Consider the following 13,207-nt stretch of genomic DNA (forward strand, 5'->3'; position numbering starts at 1 on the left):
GTCTGTCGTCAATAAAAATATACAAAACTATCGAAAACACCAGGTTGTGTATGTTGGCGGCACGGACGAGCGCAGCCGGGCCCCGGTGGGGGGCGACAGGCTGCACTGGAGGGGGAAAGGCTTAGCGGGAGGACGGCGGGAACAGGTCGGCGTCGGTGAGGATGATGTCCGCCGTCTGCTGGTAATGCGAGGTGAGAAGCTGGATGGCGTGGGCCGCGTCGCCCGCCACGACGGCGTCGAGAATTTCCTTGTGCTCGGCGCCTTCGTGGCGCTTGGGAAACACGCGCCGCACGGAGAGCTGGCGGTAGCGGTAAAGCTGGTCGGCCAGTTGCTCGCAGAAGTTGATGAGCCAGCGCGACTGGCAGCCGCCAATCAGCGCGCGGTGGAACTCGCGGTGGCGGCGCTCCCACTCGGGGTTTTCCTTGTATTCGCTCTCGCTGAGCGAGCGCGGTACTTTGGAGAGCCGATGATAGGCGAGCACCACGTCCTCTTCCCATTCGGTCGAACGGGTGGCGAAGGCTTCGCGCAGCGCGACTTCTTCAAGCCAGCAGCGCGTTTTGGTGATTTCGCGCAGGTCGCTTGCACTGATGCCGGCCACGGCGAAACCGCGCTGGTCGCGGCGCTCGACGAGGCCGTCGGAGGTGAGCCGGTTCAGCGCCTCGCGCACGGGCGTCTGGCCCGCCTGGTAGTGGTCGCAAAGGAACTCGATCTGGAGCTTGCGCCCCGGTTCGAGCTTGCCGTCGAGCAGATCGGCGCGGATGCGGTCATACAGGTTCGTTGCCAGGGTCGCGACGCTCGCGCCCCCCGTGCCTGCGGGCGCAGCTGGGTTAGCCACGATGCGGGACAAGTCACACCTCATTAGGATTCAATCTGGGATGAAGTATATCTGATTTGGGCGGCTACACTTCGGTCTGGCCGCGATTCGGGGTTTTCCCTCAACAAATACACAAAAAGTTAGACTATGTTGTTTTGTATATATTATGATCACCAACAGATCAAATCCTGACTGGAGAGGCACTTGGAATCATTGACGCTGGATCAGGCGAAGCGCGCCGTTGATACGGCGCTCGCTGCGGCGCGCCGCGAGAGCTTCAAGCCGATGGCGGTCGTCGTGCTCGACGAAGCCGGACAGGTGAAGTACGTGGCGCGCGAAGACGGCGCCACTGCACTGCGTGTGGAGATCGCGCACGGCAAGGCCGCCGCGGCGTTCGGCATGGGCGTCGCCTCTCGCACGCTGCATGAGCGCGCCAGTGCCAACCCGGTGTTCTTTGGCGCCATCGCACCGGCCGCGGGCGGCAAGTTCATCCCGCAGACCGGCGCGGTCGTGATCGTTTCCACAACCGGCCAGGTGCTTGGCGCGATTGGCGCGAGTGGTGGCACCGGCGATGAGGACGAGGCCATCTGCATCGAAGGTCTGCGCAACGCAGGCCTCTCGCACCGGTAAGGCGGTTCCTCGCAATGCAACCTACCTACCGCTGCGCGTGTCATGGCATCGATGTTCACGCGCATATCGTGCCCGCGGAGTTTCCGCGCTATCTGGGCGCGAAGGCGCCGGGCGACTGGCCTTCCATGCGCGAGGCGCACGCTTGCCATCGCCATGTGGTGATCGACGAGAAGATCTATCGCACGGTCTCCGACCTGTGCTGGGACACGGAAAAGCGTCTCGCCGACATGGACACGCAGAGCGTGGCGATCCAGGCGATCTCGCCGATGCCCGAATTGCTGTCGTACTGGATGGACGCGCCCGACGCGCTGCCGCTGCTGCAATACCTCAACGACACAATCGCGCAGATGACCGACGCGAGCGCGGGTCGCATGGTCGGGCTTGGCGCCGTGCCGCTGCAAGACGTGGATATGGCGATTCGCGAGCTCGAGCGCCTGATGGCCACGCCGGGCTTCGCGGGTGTCGAGATCGGCAGCAACATCATTGGCGCGGCGCAGTTCGATGCCTTCTTCGAAGCAGCCGCGGCGCTCGGTGCAGCCGTATTCGTGCATGCGCTGCGCCCCGCAGGCAAGGAACGGCTCGTGGGTCCCGCGCAGCTCGTGCAGGCGCTGGCGTTTCCCACCGACGTGGGCCTAGCCGCCGCTTCGGCCATTACGTCGAATCTGATCGTCAACCATCCGAATCTTCGCATTGCGTTCAGCCATGGCGGCGGCACGCTTGCTTCGCTGCTGCCGCGCCTCGAAAAAGCCAGCCGCGTGTTCGAACCGCTGCGCGAGACGCTGCAGCAAAGCGCGCACGAGCAGGCCCGCCGCCTCTGGTACGACTCGCTGGTGTTCGACCCGGCCACGCTGCGCCATCTCGTCGATACCTTCGGCGACACGCGCATCATGCTGGGCACCGATTACCCGTTCGCGTTCCGCGAGCGCGACCCTGTGGGCGGCGTCGAAGCGCTCGGCCTCGACGCGGCCGCAACCGAACGGCTCATCTATCGCAACGCCCGGGAATTCCTGGGCATCAGGAATGGAGCATGACATGACGCAGTGCCTCGTAACGGGCCTCAGAGGCATCGAGATCGGTGTGCCGGATCTCGAACTCGCCGCGCGTTTCTATGCAGAGACGTGGCACCTGAAGGAACTCACGCGCCGCCCGGAGAAAGTGTATTTCCGTGGCACGGGCGCAGCGCATCACATCCTCACGCTCACGCAGAGCGAGCACGCGGACGTCCGCGCCATTGAATTCGATGTGGCCGAAATCGCGCATCTCGACACGATCGCGCGTGCGGTCGAGGCGCACGGCGGCACGGTGCTGAGCGGCCCGGTCCCCACGACCATGCCGGGTGCGGGCACGCTGCTCGAAGTGCTGGACCCGCAGGGGCGGACGCTGCGGTTCATTGCAGGCGAGCGCAGCCACGCGGTCACCGAGCCGGTGAAGGACCACCCGATCAAGATCACGCACGTCGTGCTCAACAGCGAGAACGTCGCGGTGGCGCAGGCTTTCTTCGAGCAGGCGTTGGGCTTCAGGCTTTCGGACCGCACGCGCATCATGGCCTTCATGCGTTGCGGCAGCGACCACCACAGCATTGCGCTGGCCGACGCGCAGGAGAACAGCCTCAATCACATCGCCTTCGTGATGCCGGACCTCGATTCGGTGATGCGCGGCGGCGGGCGCATGAACGACGCGGGCTATCCGATCGAGTGGGGCGTGGGCCGCCACGGTCCGGGTAACAATGTGTTCGCCTACTTTCTGGGGCCGTTCAATTTCGTCATCGAATACACCGCCGAAGTGCAGCAAGTGGACGAGACCTATCGCACGGGCGGCCCCGACGACTGGAAATGGCCGCCGGGACGCATCGACCAGTGGGGTGTGGGACGCAACCCCTCGGAGCGGATGAAGGCTGCGCAAAAGAACATCTTCTTTCGTGCGCCGGAAACTTCAACAACCGAACCGCATTGATCCCTTATAAATATCGCATAACGAATCAATTTTTCTCAAAAAGACAAGATATCATGAAACTGGTTACCTTCCGATCGGGCGAGACGACGCGCCTTGGCGTTATCGACGGCGACGACGTCGTCGACCTCAACAAGGCGGACGCTTCGGTCCCCGCCGATCTGCGCGCGGCGCTCAAGGCCGGCGTCGACCTGAACGCCGCGGCCCAGCGCGCCATCGCAAGCGGCGAGCATCGTGCGCCGTATGCGTCGCTCAAGCTCGCGCCCGTGGTGCCGGAACCGGGCAAGATCGTGTGCCTCGGCCACAACTTCTACGATCACGCCAAGGAAGGCGGCAATCTCAAGCCGGTTTATCCGCTCATCTTCTTCCGTGGCGCAACTTCGCTGATCGCACACGAAGACCCGGTGATCCGCCCGCGCATTTCGGAAAAGCTCGACTACGAAGCGGAACTCATGATCGTGATCGGCAAGCGTGTGCGTCATGTGAAGCGCGAGAATGCGCTCGACTACGTGTATGGCTATGCATGCTTCAACGACGTTTCCGTGCGCGACTATCAGAAGCGCACGTCGCAATGGACAATCGGCAAGAACTTCGACGGCACGGGCGCCTTCGGGCCGTGGCTTGTGACCGCCGACGACCTGCCGCCGGGCGCGGAAGGCCTCAAGCTGCGCCTCATCCTTAACGGCCAGGTCATGCAGCAGGCCAGCACGACCGACATGATCTGGGGCGTGGCGGAAACCATCGAGCTGCTGAGCGAATGCATGACGCTCGAACCCGGCGACGTAGTCGCGATGGGCACGCCTGCCGGCGTGGGCTGGGCGCGCGATCCTTCCGTGTGGCTCAAGCACGGCGACCGTGTGGAAGTGGACATCGAACGCGTGGGCCGTCTGCAGAACACGGTGCAGGACGAGCAGAACGAAGCGGGCGCATGACGATGGAACGTACCAACCATTACGAGGTGGTCGTGGTCGGCTTCGGGCCGTCCGGCGCGGTGGCAGCGGGTCTGCTCGGCCAGCGCGGCCGCAAGGTGCTGTGCGTGGACCGCGCGCGCGAAGTCTATGACAAGCCCCGTGCGATCGCCGTCGACCATGAAATCATGCGCGTGTTCCAGGGGCTCGGTGTTGTCGAGCGCATAACGGAGCACGTGGCCGTGTTCCCGCCTTCCGAATACTACGGCGTGGACGGTCAGCTCATCAAGCGTATCGACACGGTGGGGCAGCCCTGGCCGCTCGGCTACATGCCGACGATGGTGTTCACGCAGCCGCCCGTGGAGGCCGCGCTGCGCGAGCACGCACGCGCTTACGAATCCGTTGAAATTGCGCTGGGCACGGAACTCGTGAGCTTCGAGGAAACCGCGCAGAACGTGACGGTTCATCTCAGGGACGACACCGGCGCCACGCGCACCGTGACCTGCGACTACCTTATCGGCTGCGACGGCGCATCGAGCACGGTGCGCACGCAACTGGGCATCGAGTACGAAGACCTCGTGTTCGACGAGCCCTGGCTCGTGGTGGACGTGCGCGTGAACGAGCGCGGCATGGAAAAGCTGCCGAAGGTCGCGATCCAGTACTGCGAACCTTCGCGACCCTGCACGTATATCGTCGGGCCGGGCGGGCATCGCCGCTGGGAAATCATGCTGATGCCCGGCGAAGACCCGCGCGAAATGCAGGCCGACGCGCAGGTGTGGAAGCTGCTCTCGCGCTGGCTCACGCGCGAGGACGGCGAACTGTGGCGCGCGGCAAGCTATCGGTTCCACGCACTCGTTGCGAAGCAATGGCGCCGTGGACGCGTGTTCATCGGTGGCGACGCCGCGCACCAGCAGCCGCCTTTCATCGGCCAGGGCATGTGTCAGGGCATTCGCGACGTGGTGAACCTCGTGTGGAAGCTCGACGCCGTGATGGCGGGCAGCGCACAGTCCGAGCTGCTCGACAGCTACCAGGCCGAACGCAGCCTGCACGTGCGCCAGCTCACCACGCGTATCAAGGAGATCGGCAAGCTGATCTGCGAACGCGATGTGGCCGCCGCGCGCGAACGCGATGCGCGGCTGCTGCGCGAAGCGGGCGGCGAAGTGAAGACGATCGCGCGCCAGGACATCGTGCCGAAGCTTGACGCGGGGTTGCTCTCGCATGCCACGCACGCGGCCAACGGAACGTTGTTCCCGCAACCACGCGTGCAGCACGCCGACGATGCCGCGTTGCTCGACGTCGTCGCGGGCAGCAACTGGCGCGTCGTGACGCTGGGCGGCGAGCCGCTGTCGAGCGACGCGCAGCAGGCGGCGGCCCGCATCGGCGCGCAGATTGTCGAGCTTGCCCCGGACGGCGATGTCCACCATGCGGCGGTGCTGCCCGACACGCGCAGGGTCGCGGAGATCGACGGCGTGCTCGCCGCCTGGTTCGAGCGCAACGGCTGCCGAGCGGCGATCGTGCGTCCGGACCACTACGTGTACGGCGTCGCAAGCGATGCGGCGGGTCTCGCTGACTCACTTGCGAAGCTCGACGTCGCGCTGCACGGCTAACGCTCGCGAACAGACCGTGAACAACGGCCTGTTCAAAAGCTCTTTCAGCCCGCGATCAGACCGCCAGGAAAAGGCGGCACGGGTACGTAACCCAACCATACGGAGACAACCTTGGCAACACCGATCAATGTCAGGGAGGAGCTAGCGCAGGCGCGCATCGGCGGCTTCCATCTGCGATTTGCCGTACTCGTCGCGTTCATCATGTTTTTCGACGGCTATGATCTGTTCAACGCCGCCTATGTGATTCCCCTCGTGCGACACCAGTGGCAGCCGTCGCCGGAAATGATCGGCATCATGCTCTCGAGCGGCATTGTCGGGCTGTCGATCGGCTCGGTGCTCCAGGGCTTGATCGCGGATCGTATCGGCCGGCGCAAGGTGATGCTCGGCGCGCTCTGGACGCTCACGCTGTCGAGCGGCCTGCTTGCCACGGTCGTCCACTCTGCGACGAGCTTCGCGCTCGCGCGCCTCCTGATGGGCACGGCGCTCGGCATGGTCACGCCGCTCGCGCTCACCTGCATCAACGAGTGGGCGCCGCGCCGCAACGCGAACACCTTCGCCACATGGGTCTTTCAGTTCGGGTTCTCGGCGGGCGGTATTTTCGCGGGTATCGCCGGGCTCACGCTCACGCCGCATCTCGGTTGGCAATCGCTCTATTTCGTCGGTGTGCTGTCCGCGCTGGTGGCGGCCGCCGCAACGAAGTGGCTGCCGGAATCGGCGCAGTATCTCGCGCTGCGCGGCCGTAACGACGAGGTGCTCGCGCTGCTGAAAGCCGCCCGCCCCGAGCGCGAATCCGACTACCGTGAAGGGCATATCCTGCCGATGCGGCCGGCTTCGCGAGCGGGTTCGGTGCGCGATCTGCTTTCGCCGGAGTACCGGCGCAACACGCTGGTTCACTGGGTCGCGGGCGCGCTAAGCCTCTTTTGCATCCACGGTCTCACCGGCTGGCTGCCGACCATGGTGGTGAACAAGGGCGGTGGCGTGTCGTCGGCGTTTGGGTATGGCACGGTGGTCATGGTCGCTTCGGTGTTCGGTGGCATCTCCATGGGCTGGCTCGCCGACCGCATGCATAGCCGTATTCGCGCGATGATCGTCGGCTATATCGTCGCGGCGTTCTTCATGGCGGCGCTTGCCGTTACGCTCGGCAAGGATGGCTCGATGGTACTGATCGCCTGCGTGGGCTTTTTCATCTTCGGTGCGCAGGCGATCATGAACAACTATCAGGCCATGTGCTACCGCACGGAAATCCGCGGGACCGGCATGGGCGTCGCGGTCGGGTTGAACCGGATTGGCGGCATACTCGGGCCTGTTATCGTGGGTATCGTCGCTTCCATCAATCCTGATCCGGTGTGGACGTTCGCGGTGTTCACGGCTGCCCTGATCCTGGCTGCGGGCGTCATCGCGCTGGGCAGAACGGAAATCGCAGCATTGCCGGGATCGCCGCGGAACGCCGTGAGTGCGCAGGACGACGAGGCGCTGGCCTCGAACGCGCGGCACGATCCCGGCGTGGCGGGCTGAGCGCCGAAGACGGAGCGGCCACATCGTTTCGGATACCAGGGCCGCCCAACGAGGCGGCCTTCTGCATCGAGACGCGTGCGATGCGCCCGAAGAGGGGTATTCGTGCCTTTCGTGCAATTTCTGGCGGTCCTGCGGAAAAAATCGTTATAAATCAGCGCCTTGAATTCCTTCTTGTCCTGCCTCGCTGACTTGCCAGTAAAGCCCCGTCGTGTGGGGCGTCAGAGGACGCAAGCGCCAGAAATTGCACGAAAGGTACGAATACCCCTAGTACCGCTCGTCAGTGCCGAAGCCGAGGTCGCCGAACGTCTGCGACAGCTCTTTGGTGCGATACGCCGTGTGAGTGAGCCAGCGCAGAGTGTCCGCTGTCTGGTAAGCAGCGCAGTTTGAGATCGTGGAAGCGGGCGCCATCTGGGTCAGATATGCCGAGCCCATTTGCAGTGCATGGAACAGGAAGCGGGAGGGCGTGTAGTGGCGCGCGAGCGTGCCCGCCCAGGTGCGTGCGAGCATGGTGTCGTGACCGCGTGCGGAGAACTGGTCTAGCAGCCCGAAGGCATACGTTTCCTGCCCGTCCTGGAGCATGTTGTAGGTGCGGTAGACGAGCTCGTCAGGATCGCGGAACGCATTCCAGTCGGGCCGAGTAAGCGGGGAAGCATTGCGGTTTCGCTTGAACCATTGCGCCATTTCGAAGTTCGGATCGAGCTCGAACGGCGCATCGGGATTGTCGGTCGTGTAGTGCAAATTGGTCGTGACGATCTCGTACTCGCTTGGCTTGCGCCGCCGGGCCGCCAGATGGCTCCATGTTTTCAGTGGCTTGAGGACTTCGGGTTGCGTCATGATTGTCTCCAGTTAAGGAAGGGTTGCAGAGGTCGCTTTCGGAGCGGTGATCCTCCACGCTCATCGCAGTCTGAACGGCGACGACATTCTTGTGTGGAGATTTCCCGGCAGAGTCACCCGTCAGTTGCCGTGCCGGTGAAACATATAACTGCACGGGCAGATCTTCAGTGTTTCGCAAAGCTCTGCGCATCATCCATAAATCGCTAAGAGCAGACCGCGTCGTGGTCTGGACGGCATTTTCACCAACCCCATATAGCGGGCCCTCGCATAGCCGAACTGTCGCTTGATGATGGGAAAGGGATGTTCAATCTTGGCACGGATCTTTGCCTTGAGCCGGTCGATCTTATGGTGCATAGCGTCCAGACAATCGCTCTGGTTCAGTGCACCATGCCGCCATCGAGACCCAGCAACTCGCGATACTGCGCCTCTTCCATTGCAGGGTCCGACAGAGCGAACCTTATGCTCCATAAACCGAATTTGCGGCATCGTCGCGATCGGGAAAAGCGGTCGTCCGTTTTTGCCTGGCGCATAAATGCGGCTCGATCAGCGCAAATCGGCTCCGACCAAGGTACCACGCCGCATCGTGTCGAGAGATTCGGAGGCTTGGTTGAAAGATCGAGCGAACTGCGACATTACACTTCTACCCAACTAATTCGCGATGCTTCCAAGAGAGCTGAACGGGCGTCGATGCCAGGACTCCGGCTGACCTTCCTTAAAGCGTCTTTTCGTAGTAAAAACGCACATACTCGTCGGTCGTCTCGATGCGGCCCGCGAACGAGCTGAGATTGACTTCGAGTTCGGACATCCTGAACGGCCGACCCAGCGCTCCCTCCAACGTCGAGCGGCATAGGATCAGTTCGCCGTCCGCGTCGATGCGCACATATGCGAGCTTGTCGTCCACGCGGATCGCCTTGCCGGGGTTGTCCTCGTGCGCGGCTTCGATGACGCCGGCCGTGATTCTGCTCGCGCGAAGCACCGGACCCACGCGGTTGTTACGGTAAGCTTCGGCGGTCTTGTCAATGTTCATGTTGTGTTCCCCTGCGGACTCAGGAATGGGCAAAGAGCGCATGAACGCCTTCTACGGCAATCAGAACATCGTCGCCTTGGAGCTTCACGGCATATTCGGCGAGACGGCAGTCACCCGGATTGATTCCTTTGCCCGTATTTGCGTCGAAGGTCCACTGATGAGCCCGGCACGTCAGCACGCGGCCATCGAATTTTCCTTCAACGAGCTGAATGTCGTGGTGCGGACAAATGCCCTGAAAGCCGCGCGGCTCGCCGCCTTCGGGACGTACCAACACGATCACGTGGCCATCCACTTCCACCTCGGTCATCTCCGCCTCCCACAGGTCATCGAGAGTGCAAACTTTCCGAAACTTCATGTCGCCCTCAATCATCGCAAAAGATGAATTCCAGCGTTTCCATCGGCTTGATGTCGGTCTCGCCGAGTTTCGCGTTGCGCGGATAGAACTGCTTGCTACCTTGGCGGCGCACGCGGATCACCTTTTCGGGTTGAGGCGCTACTCGCCGGCCCACCGAATGATGAGATGCTGCGGCGGCGATCTCGTCCATGGAATTGTCGGTATCCACGGTTACGAGCTGCAATACAAAGTCGTACTGAAAATTAGAAATCACAGGGACAAGAGCCATATCGCCCTCTATTGAATCGCGGCTTCATGCAGACTTTTCTTCGTAAAGCTTGTTGCAGTACGCCTTCACCCACGCGTAATGGTGCGCGTCATCGCCACTTTCGCCCGGGGCGAGTTCCATGTACTTCAGCGCACCCGTCAGGTTGGGTGGCTGGATCTTCCCAGCCAGTAGGCGATCAACGAGCGAGAGGTGATTGCGGTAGCGAGCGGGGTCCTGCTGGAACACCCAGCGATCAATTTCCGAGTTGAAGTGATACGTGCGGCCGTTGTAGTCGAGCGGATGGTCCTTTACATTCCAGCCATTGCCAGGGATCGCGCAGATAGGCAACTGGCTCATGTTGCAGATGATCGGCAGCGTCTCGGAAACGGTGAGCTCAGGCTTGCCGGTAAGCAGGTTATCGACTATGACATCCCACACTTTGCCGAACGTGTCGTTCCAGCCGGGATATTTTTCTTCGAGCCAGTCGCGGCACTCAGGTGTTATGCCGGCAGCAGGATTCCACCACACAGTAGGCCGCCAGAACCAGATTGCCAATTGATACGCATGGTGCTGGTAGTCGAACTCGCGAATGATCTGTTCCCAGTACCATGGCAGGTCGAGTCCGAGGTCGATCAGAGTGCGTTCGAACTGACCTACGATCCATTCCCGCATGAATTCCTTGAACGACTGCTTGCGATGCACGAGTGGCGTGGCGTAATCCATCGAGGAGCCCGTGAGCAGGCAGAACAGACGCCACGCGCGCGCGATCGCGACATCAACGAGCTTTTGAGCTTGCTCTTTACGGCCGTTGGCAATCAGGATCTGCAAGGCGGGACCCCCGATTTGCGCATGGCGCGACTCATCAGTCTGAATGCTGGAAATCAGGCTTGCAAAAGTGTAGTCGCCCGCTTCGGCGGCATTGGCCGCGAGGCCGAGAAACTGCATGTTGGTAAAACCCGTTTCGAACGCGAAGGTTAGCATGACCGCGATTTCGATCGCACTGCGCGACATGAACAGGTCATCGAACGCGCTGCGCGCGGCAATCGCACCCCACGCGTTGGTGTGATACGCCTTGTGGGCCCAATCGAACTGGCGATCCTTGGGACAGTAGTCGTGAGGGAAGTAGAGCTGCAACTGACCATGACGATTCTCGTCGAGCATGCCGAAGGTGGCCATATTGCGCATGCCGGGCGCACGGCCGAAACGTACCATTCGGGCCTCGGCGCTCATCGCCGCATATTCGCCGAGCGCAATTGCACCGTAGTGCGCCTTCAGAATGGAGAGCCACCCCGGATCGGCGTCCTCGAACATGCGGCTACGCTCAAGTGCCTCCTTGACTGAATATGCGCCAGCATCCTTCTCACGCTGGATGCGCACATACTCGGGATACGACGTCTTGTAGGGCTCGTCGTAGGTTTCCCAACTCGCCATGGGAATGCCTTGCGCCCCAGACATGAGATCGGGAAAGAGCTCTGACTCCGTCACATATCTTGAGGTCCAGTTGGTGGCACGTGCAATGTCATACCATGCGGCTCGTTCCAGTAACGCCATCGTGACGCCTCCTTTTGGAATGGGCGATGCGTTTTCCCGGCACGGTGCACACTCCACCGGGCGCCCCTTGAGAACGCAAGATCAATGCCCAATCCGCGGCGTTTCTTTCTTGGCGGCCGCGGCGAAAAACTGAGAGTCGCGGCGGAGCGAAAGGGGAACCAAAATTGCGCAAGTTTAACGAGTAGGACTTGTACCACCGCGCGCACAGCATGGCCGCATCCACTGGGTGACGACAGCGTTTGAGCACCGTGGCGGCGCTCGGAAACGGCATCTTCTTCGGTATCGCCGTTTATGTGGTCATCAAGATGCGGGGGCGAATCTTACCGCAACGCAGCGCCCTATCGCGACACTGCATTGAGGTGGTAAGCCCGCAGCTGTCGAGGTTCCACGACGATGAGTGACTTCGGCCGTAAAGGCCCATTGATGGTTTTGTCCAGCACGGCCCGCACTCTGCACACAAGCGGACAATGAGCATCGAGTTGATAAGCGTCCGGCGAAGTTAAGTGGTCGTTGCGACATAACCGCCGCCTTAATTCTCCGTTGTCGCGGCAACCGCGGTGTCGCATATTCGACGTTGTCGGATATGCAACATCTCCCAGCGCACGAATGCGTACTTCACGCAACGCTGATCAAGTCGACCGCAGAGCTACTGCGAGCGTTATAGATCGGGGTGGATTCGGAGGACAGAACAGGTTGAAGCCGCCGACGCTGTGGATGGCCGCCGATGAAGGTGCGGCTTTCGAGACGCATCACAAACGGACGCGACGTGATGAGTTTCTCGCGATGAACGCAGTTTCGCCGTGTGGGCTGAGCTTTGCGCACTGGTCGAGCCGTATTATCCGAGGTGCGGCAATGGCCGCCCGCCGATTGACCGGGAGCGCATGCTGCGCCTTCATTTTATCCAGCACTGCTTGAACCTGGCCGATTTCGCTTGTGAAGACGCTCTTTACGTTAGTGCCAGGTTGCGTCGCTTTGCGAGAATCTGGACTGGGAGGCAGTACTGGACGTCACCACACTGCTGAAATTTTGCCGTCTTCTTGAAACCCTCAAGCTGAGGTGAGAAATTGATTGCCGAAGTCGGCCGGGTGACGAACGGCATGAAACTCAGGAGCGTCACGGTCGTGGATGCCACCATCATCGGTGCGCCAATATTCGAGGAAGCATGAGCAGAACTCGTGCGCCCCCCAAATGCATCAGATGCGCAAAGACAAGCAATGGTACTTCGGCGCGAAGCTATACATCGACGAGGACAGCCAGCGTGGCCTGGTGCACAGCGTAGTGCTCGCGCCGGCCAACGTGCATCCGCTGCCGCAATTGCTACACGGCCAGGAGCGGAAGGTCTACGCTGACAGCCCTTACGCCAGCCAGAAGGCTAATCCACAGCAAAGCACCGCAGGCGCACGGCTTCACGAAGCAGCGCACCCACCGCGCGTGTGAAGTCCATACGGTTCCACAATGCCAACACGTCGCAAATTCGGCGACTTTTTCAGCCTAGCCTCAACGTGACAACGCCGACATATGTCGTCGAGAATTGGACAAACAAGACAGGCACCCCAAGAATTTATCGAGCTTTCTCGGCAATTTTTCTAGTTTCACGCCGTGCGAAAAGGTGGCGCATAGGTTGATTCCTGAACCTCCAGATATTTTGCTTCGTTCTGTGAAAATGCTGTACTGGCTGACCTCTGTTAGCCGAACGGCCCGTCGCCACTACGAGAAGGTTTTGTCGGCGCAGCACCGTAGTCCCTCCCGCCTCCACCTCAATCATGGCA

11 protein-coding genes and 3 pseudogenes are annotated in these 13,207 nt (G+C 61.6%); 7 read left to right on the top strand and 7 right to left on the bottom strand.

Features of this window, described 5'->3' with window-relative positions; all coding sequences use genetic code 11:
• Window positions 1–121: 121 nt before the first annotated feature.
• Window positions 122–847: a GntR family transcriptional regulator gene (locus tag AB4Y35_RS38050; protein ID WP_368699423.1), complete on the bottom strand. Its 726-nt coding sequence runs from the start codon at window positions 845–847 to the stop codon at window positions 122–124.
• Between the two features lie 171 nt (window positions 848–1,018).
• Between AB4Y35_RS38050 and AB4Y35_RS38055 the strand changes: the two genes are divergently transcribed.
• The 6 genes from AB4Y35_RS38055 (at window position 1,019) to AB4Y35_RS38080 (ending at window position 7,424) form a co-directional block, all read left to right on the top strand.
• A complete protein-coding gene (locus AB4Y35_RS38055; protein ID WP_368699422.1) occupies window positions 1,019–1,444 on the top strand; it encodes a heme-binding protein in 426 nt (141 codons plus the stop codon).
• 14 nt (window positions 1,445–1,458) lie between these two features.
• A complete protein-coding gene (locus AB4Y35_RS38060) occupies window positions 1,459–2,475 on the top strand; it encodes an amidohydrolase family protein (protein ID WP_368708500.1) in 1,017 nt (338 codons plus the stop codon).
• A 1-nt stretch (window position 2,476) separates the two neighbouring features.
• Entirely contained in the window at window positions 2,477–3,397 is a 921-nt protein-coding gene (locus AB4Y35_RS38065) for a VOC family protein (protein WP_368708501.1), read from the top strand.
• 53 nt (window positions 3,398–3,450) lie between these two features.
• On the top strand, window positions 3,451–4,326 hold the full coding sequence (locus AB4Y35_RS38070; RefSeq protein WP_368699420.1) for a fumarylacetoacetate hydrolase family protein: 876 nt from the start codon (window positions 3,451–3,453) through the stop codon (window positions 4,324–4,326).
• Window positions 4,323–5,909, top strand: a complete 1,587-nt coding sequence (locus AB4Y35_RS38075; protein ID WP_368699419.1) for a bifunctional 3-(3-hydroxy-phenyl)propionate/3-hydroxycinnamic acid hydroxylase — start codon at window positions 4,323–4,325, stop codon at window positions 5,907–5,909. The genes AB4Y35_RS38070 and AB4Y35_RS38075 overlap by 4 nt, the downstream gene beginning before the upstream one ends.
• A gap of 111 nt (window positions 5,910–6,020) precedes the next feature.
• Complete coding sequence (locus AB4Y35_RS38080; RefSeq protein ID WP_368699418.1) at window positions 6,021–7,424, top strand: MFS transporter; 1,404 nt, start codon at window positions 6,021–6,023, stop codon at window positions 7,422–7,424.
• Window positions 7,425–7,694: 270 nt separating this feature from the next.
• On the opposite strand, the pseudogene AB4Y35_RS38085 reads toward AB4Y35_RS38080, so the two are convergent.
• From AB4Y35_RS38085 to AB4Y35_RS38110, 6 genes and pseudogenes are all read right to left on the bottom strand, one after another.
• A pseudogene (locus AB4Y35_RS38085) lies at window positions 7,695–8,258 on the bottom strand (toluene monooxygenase); the annotation flags it as partial.
• Window positions 8,259–8,430: 172 nt separating this feature from the next.
• A pseudogene (locus tag AB4Y35_RS38090) lies at window positions 8,431–8,639 on the bottom strand (IS5/IS1182 family transposase); the annotation flags it as partial.
• A gap of 331 nt (window positions 8,640–8,970) precedes the next feature.
• Window positions 8,971–9,285 (bottom strand): MmoB/DmpM family protein, encoded by a 315-nt coding sequence (locus tag AB4Y35_RS38095; RefSeq protein WP_368692872.1) that lies wholly within the window; start codon window positions 9,283–9,285, stop codon window positions 8,971–8,973.
• Window positions 9,286–9,304: 19 nt separating this feature from the next.
• Window positions 9,305–9,640 (bottom strand): Rieske 2Fe-2S domain-containing protein, encoded by a 336-nt coding sequence (locus tag AB4Y35_RS38100; protein ID WP_368692873.1) that lies wholly within the window; start codon window positions 9,638–9,640, stop codon window positions 9,305–9,307.
• Between the two features lie 7 nt (window positions 9,641–9,647).
• Window positions 9,648–9,908, bottom strand: a complete 261-nt coding sequence (locus AB4Y35_RS38105; protein ID WP_368692874.1) for a toluene-4-monooxygenase system B family protein — start codon at window positions 9,906–9,908, stop codon at window positions 9,648–9,650.
• A gap of 24 nt (window positions 9,909–9,932) precedes the next feature.
• Entirely contained in the window at window positions 9,933–11,438 is a 1,506-nt protein-coding gene (locus AB4Y35_RS38110; RefSeq protein WP_368692875.1) for a YHS domain-containing protein, read from the bottom strand.
• 714 nt (window positions 11,439–12,152) lie between these two features.
• Here AB4Y35_RS38110 and AB4Y35_RS38115 point away from each other — a divergent pair.
• A pseudogene (locus tag AB4Y35_RS38115) lies at window positions 12,153–12,894 on the top strand (IS5 family transposase); the annotation flags it as partial.
• Between the last annotated feature and the right edge of the window lie 313 nt (window positions 12,895–13,207).

The organism is Paraburkholderia sp. EG286A, assembly GCF_040965375.1.
In the GTDB taxonomy this organism is placed as follows: domain Bacteria; phylum Pseudomonadota; class Gammaproteobacteria; order Burkholderiales; family Burkholderiaceae; genus Paraburkholderia.